The 14,082-nt window shown below is 58.1% G+C and carries 13 protein-coding genes; 5 read left to right on the top strand and 8 right to left on the bottom strand.

The features are described 5' to 3' along the window. Positions 1-10: 10 nt before the first annotated feature. Positions 11-787, top strand: a complete 777-nt coding sequence (locus tag QPL94_RS13880; protein ID WP_285358156.1) for a TonB family protein — start codon at positions 11-13, stop codon at positions 785-787. A 15-nt stretch (positions 788-802) separates the two neighbouring features. On the opposite strand, the gene grxD is transcribed toward QPL94_RS13880, so the two are convergent. Further along, positions 803-1,129: a Grx4 family monothiol glutaredoxin gene (gene grxD, locus QPL94_RS13875; protein WP_137437519.1), complete on the bottom strand. Its 327-nt coding sequence runs from the start codon at positions 1,127-1,129 to the stop codon at positions 803-805. Between the two features lie 328 nt (positions 1,130-1,457). Between grxD and argF the strand changes: the two genes are divergently transcribed. After that, positions 1,458-2,372 carry an ornithine carbamoyltransferase gene (argF, locus tag QPL94_RS13870; RefSeq protein WP_285358154.1) on the top strand — a complete coding sequence of 305 codons (915 nt, stop codon included), beginning with the start codon at positions 1,458-1,460 and terminating at the stop codon, positions 2,370-2,372. A 4-nt stretch (positions 2,373-2,376) separates the two neighbouring features. Next, complete coding sequence (locus QPL94_RS13865) at positions 2,377-3,447, top strand: ABC transporter ATP-binding protein (protein WP_285358152.1); 1,071 nt, start codon at positions 2,377-2,379, stop codon at positions 3,445-3,447. A 20-nt stretch (positions 3,448-3,467) separates the two neighbouring features. Here QPL94_RS13865 and glpK read toward each other — a convergent pair whose 3' ends face one another. The 3 genes from glpK to QPL94_RS13850 form a co-directional block, all read right to left on the bottom strand. Further along, the gene (glpK, locus tag QPL94_RS13860; protein ID WP_285358151.1) at positions 3,468-4,949 is read right to left on the bottom strand and encodes a glycerol kinase GlpK; all 1,482 of its coding nucleotides are present in this window, start codon (positions 4,947-4,949) and stop codon (positions 3,468-3,470) included. Between the two features lie 311 nt (positions 4,950-5,260). Continuing rightward, on the bottom strand, positions 5,261-6,835 hold the full coding sequence (locus QPL94_RS13855) for an ATP-binding protein (protein WP_285358149.1): 1,575 nt from the start codon (positions 6,833-6,835) through the stop codon (positions 5,261-5,263). A 58-nt stretch (positions 6,836-6,893) separates the two neighbouring features. After that, positions 6,894-7,631, bottom strand: a complete 738-nt coding sequence (locus tag QPL94_RS13850) for a response regulator (protein WP_285358148.1) — start codon at positions 7,629-7,631, stop codon at positions 6,894-6,896. A gap of 299 nt (positions 7,632-7,930) precedes the next feature. Here QPL94_RS13850 and QPL94_RS13845 point away from each other — a divergent pair, with 299 nt between their 5' ends. After that, positions 7,931-8,695 (top strand): GNAT family N-acetyltransferase, encoded by a 765-nt coding sequence (locus QPL94_RS13845; RefSeq protein WP_285358147.1) that lies wholly within the window; start codon positions 7,931-7,933, stop codon positions 8,693-8,695. After that, on the top strand, positions 8,696-9,538 hold the full coding sequence (locus QPL94_RS13840) for a lysophospholipid acyltransferase family protein (RefSeq protein ID WP_285358146.1): 843 nt from the start codon (positions 8,696-8,698) through the stop codon (positions 9,536-9,538). Between the two features lie 2 nt (positions 9,539-9,540). On the opposite strand, the gene QPL94_RS13835 is transcribed toward QPL94_RS13840, so the two are convergent. The 4 genes from QPL94_RS13835 to QPL94_RS13820 all read right to left on the bottom strand — a co-directional run bounded on the left by QPL94_RS13835 (position 9,541) and on the right by QPL94_RS13820 (position 13,981). Continuing rightward, positions 9,541-9,999, bottom strand: a complete 459-nt coding sequence (locus QPL94_RS13835; RefSeq protein ID WP_285358144.1) for an FKBP-type peptidyl-prolyl cis-trans isomerase — start codon at positions 9,997-9,999, stop codon at positions 9,541-9,543. Then, entirely contained in the window at positions 9,999-12,206 is a 2,208-nt protein-coding gene (locus tag QPL94_RS13830; protein ID WP_285358143.1) for an acetyl-CoA hydrolase/transferase C-terminal domain-containing protein, read from the bottom strand. The genes QPL94_RS13835 and QPL94_RS13830 overlap by 1 nt, the downstream gene beginning before the upstream one ends. Positions 12,207-12,373: 167 nt before the next feature. Further along, the gene (locus tag QPL94_RS13825; protein WP_285358142.1) at positions 12,374-12,688 is read right to left on the bottom strand and encodes a hypothetical protein; all 315 of its coding nucleotides are present in this window, start codon (positions 12,686-12,688) and stop codon (positions 12,374-12,376) included. 255 nt (positions 12,689-12,943) lie between these two features. Next, the gene (locus tag QPL94_RS13820) at positions 12,944-13,981 is read right to left on the bottom strand and encodes an NADP(H)-dependent aldo-keto reductase (protein WP_285358141.1); all 1,038 of its coding nucleotides are present in this window, start codon (positions 13,979-13,981) and stop codon (positions 12,944-12,946) included. Positions 13,982-14,082: the final 101 nt, after the last annotated feature.

Here is a 14,082-nt window from a genome sequence, read left to right as displayed (position 1 = left end):
GCTGGCGTCAATGCTGGAGTATGGCAGTGTTACCGGTCTTCCGGGCAAATACCGGATTACCCTCGCAATATCGATTGCCTTGCTACTCCATACCCTGGTGATGTCAGCGCTGCCTTTCACGCCCCCGGAGACGGAATCCCATCGCCGGACCGTGCGGGTGGAGCTGGTGAGCCCCGGCAGCGAGCCCTCGTCCGAAACCGCAGCCAGTGCGGCGGCACAAACGAGTGAAAATCAACCGGCACGTGCCGCGCCAGTAGCGGCTAACTCACGACCCGCTATCCGGCCCGACATTGTCACCCTGAACTCTCCCGGCAAGCAGGTCCGCGCCGCCGGGGAACCTTCACGCTCTCCTTCCCGGGAACAGACCTCTGACCAGCCCCCGGAACAATCCGCACCTTCTCGCGATTCCGTTGCTTCAGCCGCAGGCACCCCGGAGGTAACCCCTGAGACAGAACCGAAGCCGATAACACAGGTCAGCCGTTCGCCAGAGCAGACCGATCCCTACCTGGTGAGCCTGGCAGCCCGGGTTGGCAGCGAACTGGACAAACGCCCGGTTCCATCAAGCCACCGTGTTGCGGAGCCGGTTGCCATGGAACTGGAACTGCAGCTAATGGGAAGTGGCGCGCTGACCAGCGCGAAGGTGACCCGGTCAACGGGCTTCCGGGAGATCGACAGGGCTGTTTATCAGGCTGCACTGCTTGCCAGCCCCTACCCGGAGCCACCAGAGGAACATTCAGGAAGGAAGCGTTTCCGGGTTGAACTGATTTTCACCCCGGAACGCCTGTAAAAGCGGTTATCTATCTCAGGCTTCAGCCTGCTTGGCAGCAGCCTTGACCTGTTCGGCCAGCTCACCACTCTCGGACATTTCCAGAATGATATCGCAGCCACCAACGAGCTCGCCGCTGATATAAAGCTGTGGATAGGTCGGCCAGCTCGAGTAGACTTTCAGGCCTTCACGCAGCTCCTGATTATCAAGAATGTTCACGAAGGCAAACCGCTCGCCACAGGCCATCAGGGCCTGAACGGTTTTGGCGGAAAAGCCACACTGTGGGGCCTGAGGAGTACCTTTCATGTAAAGGATAATGGGGTTTTCCTCAAGCTGGCTCTTGATGGTTTCGTTGATATCCATGGGTACTTACCTCTCATTGAAAACGGGATCGCCTTGCGGCCACCTGATTGACCCCATTGTACACGTACCGGCATCGGCACCAAACACCGACCTTGATCCAGCGCAACCACTCGGCCGGTGGCGTTGTCTTCAGAACCCTGACGGGCTAGACTTGAGCCCCTGTCTTTCAGGCAGCCAGGCAACCCCCGTCTTTGTATCCCGCCAGTGCGGCCCTCGCCGCCTGCTGGCGTATTGTCGTTTCAGGACAATGACTGCTGCGGGCCGGTTGTAACCACGAACATGCCCCGGAATTCAGAGACAGGGTTATCGATCAACTAAGGGCCATAGCATGGCAGCAAGACATTTTCTCACACTCAATGACCTGAGCTCCGACGAGCTGGAGCAACTGCTGGATCACGGTACCCGACTCCGCAATGAGTGGCGCGGTGGAACCTTTCGGGAAACCCTGAAGAACCGTGTTCTGGCCATGATCTTCGAGAAATCCTCGACCCGCACCCGGGTTTCCTTTGAAGCTGGCATGACACAACTCGGTGGCGCTGCGCTGTTCCTGTCTCCCCGGGACACCCAGCTCGGCCGGGGAGAGCCCATTGAAGATTCTGCCATTGTAATTTCCAGCATGGTGGACGCGGTGATGATCCGAACCTTCGCCCACAGCACTGTTGAGAAGTTTGCGGCAGCATCGAGAGCTCCCGTCATCAATGCGCTCACAGACGACTTCCACCCCTGCCAGCTGCTGGCTGACATGCAGACCTACCGTGAACATCGCGGCAGCATACGCGGCGGCACCGTAGCCTGGATCGGCGACGGCAATAACATGTGCCAGTCCTATATCAATGCGGCCGCACAGTTCGGATTCAACCTTCGCGTGGCCTGCCCGGAAGGTTATGAGCCCGACAACAGGCTGATCGAAGGCCAGGGGCAGCATGTCTCCATTGTTCGCGATCCGGCTGAGGCCGCCAAAGGGGCTGACCTGTTGGTCACTGATGTCTGGGCCTCCATGGGCCAGGAGGATGAGCAGAAAGCGCGGGAAAAGGCCTTCCGCAGTTATCAGATCAATCCTGAACTGATGAACCTGGCGGACAAGGACGCCTTGTTCATGCATTGCCTGCCTGCCCATCGCGGTGAGGAGATCTCCGCAGACATGATGGAGCATCCCCGCTCCGTGGTCTGGAACGAAGCCGAAAACCGTCTGCATGCACAGAAAGCACTGCTCGAGTTCCTGATTCTCAATCGACTGGACTGACTGGATGACTGAAAGCCTGGTACAGCCCGCTGACTGGCTGCTGGAAGTAAACAACCTGTCCTGTGGATATGGCGGCACCTCTGTCGTGAAAGACGTCAGCTTTGCCCTCAGCCACGGCGACATCGGCTGCCTGCTTGGCCCCAGTGGCTGCGGCAAAAGCACCATCCTGCGAGCCCTGGCGGGGTTCCTGCCCATCAATACCGGTGAGATCCGCCTGCAGTCCAGCTCCATCAGCCTTCCCGGCCGGACCCTGGCACCGGAAAAGCGTCGAATCGGCATGGTATTCCAGGACTATGCGCTGTTTCCGCATCTGACGATTGCTGAAAATGTCGGATTTGGCCTGCGTAGCGAAGATCGGAAAGAAAAACGCCAGAAGGTCATGGAACTGCTGCAACTGGTTCACCTTCAGGATCTCGCGGGGAGTTATCCCCATGAACTGTCCGGCGGCCAACAGCAGCGTGTGGCGCTTGCCCGGGCGCTGGCCCCGGAGCCCACGCTGATCCTTCTGGACGAGCCATTTTCGAACCTGGACGCAGACCTTCGCCGCCGGCTCAGCCTGGACGTCCGGGAAATTCTCAAGACCCTCGGCATCAGTGCCATCCTGGTTACCCATGACCAGCAGGAAGCGTTTGCCATGTGTGATCAGGTGGCGGTCCTCAAGGATGGTGGCATCCAGCAGTGGGATGTGCCCTACAACCTGTACCATGAGCCCGCCAATCGCTTTGTGGCAGGCTTTGTCGGCCAGGGTGGGTTCATACCGGGCAAGACCTTGGGGCCGGATACGATCGACTCTGAGCTCGGGGTTATACGCGGCAACCGGGCCTACAAGTGGAAGGCAGGCACGCTGGTGGATGTGCTGATCCGGCCGGATGACATTGTTTACGACGCAGAGTCGGACCTGAAACCCCGGGTTGTGGAAAAGACCTTTGCCGGTACCTCAACCCTCTATCGCTTCCGCTGCTCGGAAGACACCGAATTCGAAGCGCTGTTCCGCAGCCACCTGGATTTCTATCTGGGCGAACATGTACCGGTGCGGGTGGAAGCCGACCACCTGATCGCATTCGAGCGAGCCTGAACCGGGAAAGCTTCACCGATTCAGTTATTACAGATCCGCTCAACCGAGTCCAGCCATCCGGCATAGAGTTTCTCCCTCAGGGCCGGCCGCATCTCCGGCTCAAAACGGCGTTCCCGCTCCCACAACTGCGCTATCTCCTCCAGACTCTGGTACACGCCGGTTTGCAGGCCAGCCAGGTAAGCTGCCCCCAGGGCTGTGGTTTCCGTTACCCTGGGGCGGTCCACCGAGACGTTGAGAATGTCCGCCAGAAACTGCATCACCCAGTCATTCACCACCATACCGCCATCCACTCGCAATGCCTGCAGGGACGCGCCATCGTTCAGGATTGCCCGTATCAGATCCTTGGTCTGATAGCACACGGATTGCAGGCCAGCGGTAACAATTTCGGCGATACCGGTATCCCGGGTCAGTCCCATAATCGCACCGCGGGCATGGGGGTCCCAGTGGGGTGCGCCAAGCCCGGTGAACGCCGGCACCAGGTAGACCGGATTGTCCACGCCCACCTCAGCCGCATGGGCAGAGGACTCACTGGCGTGCTTGATCAGCCGAAGCCCGTCACGCAACCATTGCATGGCAGCCCCGGCAACAAATATGCTGCCTTCCATGGCATAGCAGGGCTTGCCATTGAGGCGATAGGCCATGGTTGTCAACAGCCGGTTCTCCGAACGCAGTGCTTTCTCTCCGGTGTTCAGCATCAGGAAGCAGCCGGTTCCGTAGGTGCTTTTCGCCATGCCAGGCTCAAAGCACGCCTGGCCTACCAGTGCCGCATGCTGGTCACCGGCAATACCCGCTACCTGCACGGGGGCACCCAGCCAGTGTTCATCGGTGACGCCGAAGTCCGCCGCGGAATCGAGCACCTCCGGCAGCAACGCCGGGGGAACCCGAAACAGCGCCAGCAATTCCCCATCCCATTGCTGCTCGTGAATATTGAACAGTGCGGTGCGGGAGGCGTTGGTGGCATCGGTGCGGTGCGAGCGGCCATTGGTAAGATTCCACAGCAGCCAGCTGTCAACGGTGCCGAAGGCGAGTTCCCCGGCATCAGCTCTGGCTCTCGCCCCCTCAACGTGATCCAGAATCCAGGCAATCTTGGTGGCTGAAAAATAGGGGTCAATTAGCAGGCCGGTGCGATCAACCACGGTGTTTTCATGACCATCGGATTTGAGTTTTGCACAGACAGATGCCGTGCGGCGATCCTGCCAGACAATGGCGTGATGAATGGGTTCACCGGTTTTCCGGTCCCAGATGACGGTGGTTTCACGCTGGTTGGTGATGCCGATACCCGCCAGCTCCGAGGCATCAACGCCCGACTCTTTGAGCGCTTTTCGGCAGACCGACAGGGTGCTGTCCCAGATTTCCCGGGCGTCATGCTCAACCTGGCCGTCTTTGGGGAAATACTGGTGAAATTCCTGTTGTGCGGTAGCGACAGAGGTGCCGGATGCGTCGAATACAATGGCGCGGGAGCTGGTGGTCCCCTGGTCGATGGCGAGCAGGTACTGGGTCATTTCAGGCGTCCTTTCAGATTGATCAGCATCATTCTTGTTGAATGCAGCAATCTTCTCAAAGGATCGGGGAGAACGCTATGGGCAGAACACCATGGAGACGGAGAAAATAACAGGGAAAACAACCATAAAAAAAGGGCCGGAAAACCGGCCCTCAAATGACGAATGAAACAAGGAAAGTTCGTAAGAACTGCAACCTCAAAAGTCATCCCTTACACGATCAGTATCCCGCTGATCACCCTGGGCGTCAGTTGTGGTTGTGTTGCTGGTTTGTTACATCCGGTTAGGCGCCGAGAAACCCGTCACAAAACCGGTCACAGGCTGTGTTCGGTCGGCTTCTTGCGGGGCCATACCAGGCTGAATCGGGCACCGCCCAACTCGTCACTGCGGCTGACAAATGCCTGGCCGCCGTGCCAGTACAGAATTCTTCTCACAATGGACAGGCCAAGACCATAACCACCGGACGTCCGGGTGCGGCTGTCATCAAGCCGGGCAAAGGCCGTAAACACCTTCTCCCAGTCCTCCTCCGGAATGCCGGGGCCGTCGTCCTCGACATCGATACGGCAATTATCCTCATCAAACTGGCAGTGGACCCTGACATTCCGCGTGGCATAACGAGCGGCATTCCCTACCAGGTTCTGAACCGCCCGATGCAGGTACCGGGGTTCTACATCCGACAGCGACCAGCGTTCTGACTCTTCGTCGATATCCGCCTCAATGCTGTACTCAGGGCGGGTCATCTGCTGCTCGCTCACCACCTGGCGAACGATGTCCGACACCGATGTTTCCTGTAGGGCGAAGACCGGCCCGCCCTGCTCCAGCCGCGCGTAGGTCAGTATCTCGTCAATCAGCTCATCCAGTTCCTGGATATCACCATCGATGCCGTCGAGCTGTTTCTGCAACGCTTCCGGACTGCTGGCACTCTCAATCATCTGGACGCCAAAACGAATGCGCGCCACCGGCGTTCTCAATTCGTGGGACACCGCATGGATCATTTCCCGCTGCACGCCCACCAACCTCTGGATATGCTCCGCCATGCTGTTGAAGGCTGCCGCCAACCGGGAAACCAGACGGCTGTCGCCGGCATCGACTCGAGCACCCATTTCGCCACGGGCAATGCGGATGGCGACGGACTCCACGGCGCGGAGGTTGCTGTCTACATCCCTCAGGGCGAGATAAAGCGCCAACGCCAGTACACTGCCCGCTACGACCAGTAGCAGCAGCACTACTGGCCAGGCCCAGGGATTGAACGGCGACGGCATTGCCAGATCCACCAGGGTGCCATCGTCGAGGCGAAGAAGCACATGAGCCCGGTCCTGCGAGGGGTGATGATAGAGCGAGATGCCTCGCTCGGAAACACGCTCGAGAACGTCCGAATCAGGGAGTTTTGACTGATCCTGAACAGGGTCCATTTCCACCGCCAGCGCTTCAGAGATCTGCACCATGGCGTCTTCCCGGCCTTCTGCCGGCATGTCGTCAAGGTGGATGCGGGCAATCAGGGCCGTTGCCTCGGCAACATCGCTGTAGATATCCCGGAATCGCAGGTCGAGAATTCGGCCCTGACCATCCTGAATCATTACCTGCTGACCAATGCTGGTTTCCAGCGCCACCACCTGGCCATAGGCAAGCCGCTCCATAATAACCTCAGAGAACGGCAGGTCACCGGGAGGGGTTACCCGGAGATCATAAAATGACTCAAGCCAGTGGTATTGCTGTTCCGGATAGGGAGTAGCTGCGATCCAGTGCAGCAAAGACCCCGAAAACCGTTCCTGCCAGAACTGCTCCCGTACAGAATTCACACCCAGAAAAAGTGCGGCACAAAGCAGGAGAATCAGAAAGGTCAGGCCAATCAGGCGGGCATAAAGCTTGAGAAAAAACTTGAGGGGCATTGCGATAACCCTGGCAATGAACGCCGGCCCGAACGGGCCAGCGCCAGAGACTGAACAGTCAGGCTTCCTTTACGAACAGATAGCCTTTGCTGCGTACGGTTTTGATGCGCCTCGGATGAATGGGATCATCACCAATTTTTGGCCGTATCCGCGAAACCCGGACGTCGATCGAACGGTCCTGGCCATCGTACTCGATCCCTCTCAGCGCGGTAAAAATCTCCTCACGGCTGAGAACGCGGCCGGCGTTACTGGCCAGCAGCCACAGAAGGTCAAACTCTGCACTGGTCAAATCAATGCTGTCATCGTTCAGCCACGCCTCGCGCATGGAGCGATCGACAATCAGGTCATTGAACTGCAACCTGACAGGTTCCTCGCCACTGCCCTCTTCGGCAGCCGCCGAACTGTTTTCGGTGACTCGCCGCAGCAGGGCACGGATTCTTGCCAGCAATACCCTGGGCTGAACCGGTTTGCCAATGTAATCATCGGCTCCCATTTCCAGGCCGAGCACCTGGTCAAGGTCATCCGTGCGGGCAGTGAGCATGATGATGGGGCCGGGATAGAATGGCCGGGCACGCCGGCAGATCGAAAGCCCGTCTTCGCCGGGCAACATCAGGTCAAGCACGACCAGATCAGGCTGCTCCTGACGGATACGCTCTACCGCTTTGCCACCGTGAGTTTCAAGAGCGACCGTCAGACCATTGCTTTCCAGATACTCCCTGGTCAGCTCCGCCAGTCTCTCATCATCTTCGACTATAAGAATCCGCCAACTTTCGTTCGTCTGTTCCACGCCGTCCATCTCTGATTTTGTTTTTCCGGTTTCTGAAGCTTCCGGCCAGGTTCACCCCACCTGGACGGAGAAGAATCGTATGTCAGAAGATCTGCCATGTAACTGACAATACAGGCTACCTCCTGTAACAGCAATTATACATGCTATTCAGAAATATACATGGAAGCGCCGGTTCGTTACAGCCCGTGACAAACGTCACAGTCCAGTTCCTGCCCCGGCCGGTGTCACAAAGTTGTCACCCGCGGTTCATTTCGATGTCACACCGAATTCATAGCCTTGTCCAAAAGAGGACACAAAGAGGCATAGCCATGAACGCCCAGACAGCCCGCCGATCCCGCCCGGCCCGCCGACTTAAAACCGTAATCACCCGGCAGCCGGATCTGGTCGAATCCGCGCAGAGATTGCGATATGACGTATTTTCGGAAGAGTACGGTTCGGATCTGGGTGCCGCAGTTCCCGGAATCGATGCGGACGAGTTTGACCCCTTCTGCGACCATCTGGTCGTCACCGACGACAACACCGGCGAGCTGGTAGCGACCACGCGAGTACTTCATCACAGCAAGGCCCTGGAGGCCGGTGGCTTCTATTCCGAGGGTGAATTCGAACTTTCTTCGCTGTATCGGCTTCCGGGAACCGTTGCCGAACTCGGGCGTACCTGTGTACACCCCGACTACCGCAACGGTGCCACCATCAGCCTGTTGTGGGCATCGGTGGCGGAATACCTGGTGTCGCGGAATGTGGACTACCTGATTGGCTGTGCCAGTATCGGCATGTCTGATGGTGGCCTGAAAGCCTGGCGGATAGCGCGCTACCTGCAACGGGAATTCCTGGCCAGCGAAGAATACCGGGTAACCCCGTTGCGGGCGCTGCCCCACCTTACCCACGCCGTCAGTGAAGACCGGCCGGTCGATGTGCCGGCGCTGATCAGGGCCTATATGCGGCTCGGTGCCCGTGTGTGCGGAGAGCCGTGCTGGGACCCGGATTTCCGTTGCGCAGACCTGCTGGTGGTGCTGGATGTCAACAATCTGGCCAGCCGCTACAGCCGCCACTTCATGCGTAAACAGGGCCAGTAAGTGATCAGAACCAACATAATAACCCGGGTACCGGCCATGGAATTGCTACGTCTGACCACTCGACTCACGCTGTTTGCCGGCTTTCTGGCCCTGACGGCCTCCCTTGCCGGTGCCCTGCTGTTAACTGATGCTCTGTTCCGCAGCCGGATCGACCGCGCGCCCTTCGCCCGTTTCTGCTTCAACGGTGCCAGCCGCTGCCTGGGCTTTCGCGTGTCGGCACAGGGTGCGTTCAGCCCCAGGCCCGTGCTCTACGTCAGCAATCATATTTCCTGGTCCGACATTCCGGTGCTCGGCGGTATGGTACCCCTCAGATTTCTGTCGAAGGCGGAAGTGGGTCGTTGGCCGGTCATCGGCTGGCTGGCAACTCAGGCCGGCACACTGTTTATTCAGCGCGGCAGTGGCATGGCGGGGCAGACCCGCCGTGAAATTGCCGACACGCTCATTCGCGGACAGTCAGTACTGGTGTTCCCGGAAGGTACCACCACTGCAGGTGTGACAGTTCTGCCGTTTCACAGCCGTCTGCTTCACGCCGCAGCGGATGCCGGGGTGGATATCCAGCCTGTCAGTATCGGCTACCTGCGGCGCGGGCACCCGGACCACCTGGCGCCCTTTATCGGCGATGACGAATTTCAGCACCATCTGGTCCGCATGCTGCGCCAGCCGGCCGTTGAAGTGGGTGTTATCGCCCACCCCGTAGTATCCCTGAGAGACGGCTGCGAAATGTCGGAGATAACCAGGGAACTGCAGAAAACGGTTCAGGAAGGCTTGTGGCAGATCCAGGCCGGGCGGCTGTCAAACCGGGAAACGGCCGGGCCGACGGCGGTTGCCGGCCCGGAGGTCTAACGTCAGCTCAGGGGATGGCCGGCGTTGATTTCTTCTTCCGTGGCTTCACGCTTGCCGATAATCTCCAGGTCAAAGTAGAGAGTGAAACCAGCCAGCGGATGATTGGCATCGACCCGCACCAGGTTACCGTCAATACCCACCACCTGGACAACCTGTGCGGTATCACCGGTGTTGGTCTGGAACTTCATCCCCACCTGCAGGTTTTCCACGCCCTCGAACATGGACCGGGGCACCGTGCGGATAAGCTCCGGATTGTGCTCACCATAGGCCATGGCGGGCGGCACGGTGACCTCCAGGCAGTCCCCTACGTTGCGGTCTTTCACCGCTTTCTGGATGCCTTCAATGATTTCGGGGCTACCCTCCAGGAAATACAGCGGCTCGCTGCCCTCGGAAGTGTCGACCAGCTCTCCTACTTTGTTCTTGAGAACATAATGAACGGTAAATACGGCAGGCTTTTGCATCAGGCAGTACGGTTTCCTGTTTCCGGTGTATCAGTCAGATTCAGTGCGTGAATAACCAGGCGTTGATCCAGCCTGGCTTTCAGCCCTCTGGGATTGTCCAGGCTCATGCGCTCTAGCAACGACCGGTACCGATCCTGGTCGTCCTTTGCCTTCACTGCACGCCATAACGTTGCCAGTTTACCACGGCGAGTTGCCGTTGCGGCCTTCAGGCTCTGCAACGCCTTGCCCAACCTCAGTTCTTCATCGGTAAAATCCCTGCCAAACGGGAACGGAGGAAATACCTCTTTGTCTCCAGCCGCCTGGATCGCGGCCTGAATCGCCTCCGGCGTGTTGTTGCACCACTCTGGCGGCAAACGGAACGACGCATCCACTTTCCCGGCGTTCTGCGCCTGTTTCAGCAAGTCCTGCTGGAACCGGGAGTCAGCAATGCGGATCAGACGCAGGTATACCTGCTCATCGGACTGACCACGCAGGTCCGCGATGCCGTATTCGGTAATCACGATGTCCCTCAGGTGACGGGGAATGGTGCAGTGGCCGTAACTGAACACGATGTTGGACAGGGTTTTACCGGCAGAATTACGGGTACTGCTCAAAGTCAGCACAGATCGGGCGCCCGGCAGCTCGTGGGCCATGGCCACAAAATTGTACTGTCCCCCTACGCCACTGACCACGCGACCATCATCCAGACCGTCGGAGACTGCGGCTCCGTTAAGCGTATACATCATCGCCGAGTTGACGAAGCGGCTGTGAACCCTCTGTGCAACCTTAAGGCGCTGATTGCCAAAGGCGTGATCGTAAAGATGGTTGATGTAGTTCACGCTGGTCATGCAGATACGCTGCCGATCCTGCGGCGGCAAGTCCCTCAGGCGCTGATAGAACTGTTCCGGCCCGACATAGAAACCACCATGGAGGACAACCCCCCCGGCCAGCCTCTCCCCCAGGGCCAGTGACGCAATCGCCTGCCTGGCGTCGTCACTGTCCAGGTCCGGTTCAAGCGACTGGTCACCAATTCTCAGGCGCCCTCCCTTGAACTCCACCCCGGAGTGGAAGATGCCATAACGACAGAGCCACTCCACATCACGGGCCCGCAATGGCGAGACAATCAGTTTTTCACGGCGCAACACGTCCAGTGTGTCCAGCGAAACAGTGTGAGCCAGCTCGCCCCGGTTGATCAGCGTCTGCAGACCGGCATGGTCGAATACTTCCCGGTCAAGTACTCCGGCTTCCATCAGGTAGATGAATCCGTCCACCATCATTTCGCTGCAGCCGTACAGGCCCTCCGTGAACGTTCCGGTACCGCCGTACTCGTTAACCACCGGAAAGCGCTCGGCAATTCCGAGGTGGTCAAACACCTTTTTCCAGTGGTCGTTATCTGTGTGCCGCAGGATTGTACTGTGGACCAGCGCCGCCCCCAGGGATCCGATGCCCACCTGGAGGGTGCCGCCGTCTTTCAGCATTGCGCTGGCATAGAATCCGATCAGGTGATCTTCCGGACTCACCGACATCTGCGGAGCCGAGAACAGCGGATAGTCAGAGGAAGCCTGCTCAAGAACAATATCAAAACGAGACTGCTCCACGGCAGCATCGTTACCCATATAGGGGAGATGGCTATTGGTTTCTGCCACGATCGCGACCGGCATTCCCGCCTCTTCCCGCTCCCTCAGCAAGGGAATGAGGTCGAGGGTCAGGTCGGGATTACAGCTCAGGCTGAAGTTGCCCTGTTGTTCCGGCTCCGTGGGAGGCGCCACCATCTGTCCCACCACATTGACACCCAGCGCCATCAGGTCACGGACGGCGTGGGTGTAATTGGTACAGACGTAATTTCGCTGCTGGGTCTCATTGTTGAGAAAGGAGCCTGCCTTGAAAAAGAACTCCGACACTTTCACGTTATCCGGCAACTTTTGCTGAATCACATCCCGCGCGTACTCGAGCTCCGGAATCTGGCCGTAGAGCCGCTCGGCGAACGGCCCCAGGAAACGCTTCTCCAGCGATGAACTTCCACCCGGAGCGGTCAGGGACAACGCCGTCACGATGTGCAGCTGAATGGAAGAGTCGTCCCTCGCGCGCTGATACAGTGCATTGACGAAGCGGACAGGTTTGCCAAGACCAAGAGGCAGACCGAGCGTGATCTTTTTTCCTACCCGACGGATCAGCTCGTCCACACACTCAGCGCTACTTTCCATCGTTACCGGTTGTTCCTTTGCCATGGCCATGCTCCGTTTCTGTGCGTGAAAATGCCTTTGACAGGAATAATCACATGCGAAAACGCCTCAGGCAATGAGCCTGGTCATATAAACGTCAGATCGGGACAGTCAATACAGGGAGGGGTAGCTGAAATCGGTTCGCGGTGCGGGAAAGCGGGTCCTGGAGCGAGTCAGAAGTTCCATTTGAGGTTAAGACAGGCGCCTTCCTCAAGCAGTGCAATACCGTGATCCGGCCGGGCACGGTCCGAAGCATAGCTCTTTTCCCGGGAATCTGAGCGGCTGAAACCGAGACTCAGCAAACGTGAACCCAGGTTGGTATACATGTCTACCTCGTCACTTTCAAAATCACCCGACATCTGGTCCTGAAGCTGGTAGATATCTTCAGCAGGCATTTCGTCGGCAAAATAGCGCTCACTGGCCTCGGCGCGAACCACGAAAGCAATCATGTTGAGGGCAAGGAGTGCGATGAAGATACGGATAATCATGATTATTCTGGCGACCTGTTAGCGAAACGGAAGTCTACTGTCACGTAATGCTTAAGTCTAATGATTAATGGCCAGAAAGATGTGATTTCGCACACATTTATGACGCTTTTTTGTCACAAGATCGCCATGGTTTTGTCAAAAAAGCATCAACTTGCGTTTCAGACTGTAATCAGGGTCGCTATCCCGTATCTTTTAGCGACATGGGATAGCAGGTGCCGGAAAACTGACTATTAAGGAACCGTAACCCCGGCACGGCTACGGGCAGGGGTAGGTGTACTCCCTGTTAAGGTCTTCGATCGCCTCTAGCACATCGTCATCCAGGGAAACAGACGTCGATCCCAGATTTTCCCGAAGCTGGTCCAGGGTGGTGGCTCCGATAATATTGCTGGTGACAAAATCACGGCTGGTGACATAGGCAAGCGCCATCTGCACCGGGGAAAGCCCCTGGCTGGCCGCGAGGTCCACATAAGCACGGGTAGCGTCGGCACCCCGTCCGCTGGTGTATCGGGTGAACCGTTCAAACAGGGTCATCCGGGCGCCCTCGGGGCGTTTGCCATCCAGGTACTTGCCGGAGAGCATACCGAATGCCAGGGGCGAATAAGCCAGCAGACCCACCTCTTCGCGACAGGCGATTTCCGCCATTCCCACTTCAAAGGTTCGGTTGAGCAAATTGTAGGGGTTCTGAACGCTGACAATCCGGGGCCAGTTGCGCTCCCGGGAAAGGCGCAGGTACTCATTGGTTCCCCAGGGCGTTTCATTGGACAGGCCAATCTGGCGGACCTTGCCTTCCTTTACCAGTTCAGCCAGCGCCTCGAGCGTTTCCTCAATGGGCGTGGCCTGCTCATCCGCATTGTGCCTGTAGCCAAGTTTGCCAAAAAAGTTGGCATTTCGGTCCGGCCAATGCACCTGGTAGAGATCGATATAGTCCGTCTTGAGCCGGCGCAGGCTGTCTTCACAGGCCTGGCGAATATGGTCCCGGGTCAGGCGGGGTCCATGTCGCAGATACGTCAGGCCATTCCCCGGCCCGGCTACCTTGGAGGCAATCACCAGATCATCCCTGCGCCCGCGTTTCGTCAGCCAGTTGCCCAGATACGTTTCCGTCAGCCCCTGCGTTTCGGGCCGTGGCGGCACCGGGTACATCTCGGCCGCATCAATAAAATTGACACCTTCGGCTGTTGCCAAATCCAGCTGGTCGAACGCCTGCTGCTCGGTGTTCTGCTCTCCCCAGGTCATGGTGCCCAGGCAGATCTCGCTGACATCAATATCGGTCCTGCCCAATTTGCGGGTTTTCATGCTTCCTCCATGTTCGATGCTGAAAAGGTAAAGAGTCGATCGCTGAAAGGGTAAAGGGATTGTCACGAAAGTGTCCCGGAACTGTCATGCCGGATTTCCAT

Origin of the sequence: Marinobacter sp. SS13-12 (genome assembly GCF_030227115.1) — a bacterium.
GTDB lineage: Bacteria > Pseudomonadota > Gammaproteobacteria > Pseudomonadales > Oleiphilaceae > Marinobacter.
Note: the sequence above shows the minus strand (reverse complement) of the source record. Positions and strands in the feature narration are given on the sequence as shown.

Coding starts and splice junctions, on each gene's coding strand:
- QPL94_RS13880 (WP_285358156.1), top strand. CDS start 11: ATGCTGGAGTATGGCAGTGTTACCGGTCTTCCGGGCAAATACCGGATT.
- grxD (WP_137437519.1), bottom strand. CDS start 1,129: ATGGATATCAACGAAACCATCAAGAGCCAGCTTGAGGAAAACCCCATT.
- argF (WP_285358154.1), top strand. CDS start 1,458: ATGGCAGCAAGACATTTTCTCACACTCAATGACCTGAGCTCCGACGAG.
- QPL94_RS13865 (WP_285358152.1), top strand. CDS start 2,377: ATGACTGAAAGCCTGGTACAGCCCGCTGACTGGCTGCTGGAAGTAAAC.
- glpK (WP_285358151.1), bottom strand. CDS start 4,949: ATGACCCAGTACCTGCTCGCCATCGACCAGGGGACCACCAGCTCCCGC.
- QPL94_RS13855 (WP_285358149.1), bottom strand. CDS start 6,835: ATGCCCCTCAAGTTTTTTCTCAAGCTTTATGCCCGCCTGATTGGCCTG.
- QPL94_RS13850 (WP_285358148.1), bottom strand. CDS start 7,631: ATGGACGGCGTGGAACAGACGAACGAAAGTTGGCGGATTCTTATAGTC.
- QPL94_RS13845 (WP_285358147.1), top strand. CDS start 7,931: ATGAACGCCCAGACAGCCCGCCGATCCCGCCCGGCCCGCCGACTTAAA.
- QPL94_RS13835 (WP_285358144.1), bottom strand. CDS start 9,999: ATGCAAAAGCCTGCCGTATTTACCGTTCATTATGTTCTCAAGAACAAA.
- QPL94_RS13830 (WP_285358143.1), bottom strand. CDS start 12,206: ATGGCAAAGGAACAACCGGTAACGATGGAAAGTAGCGCTGAGTGTGTG.
- QPL94_RS13825 (WP_285358142.1), bottom strand. CDS start 12,688: ATGATTATCCGTATCTTCATCGCACTCCTTGCCCTCAACATGATTGCT.
- QPL94_RS13820 (WP_285358141.1), bottom strand. CDS start 13,981: ATGAAAACCCGCAAATTGGGCAGGACCGATATTGATGTCAGCGAGATC.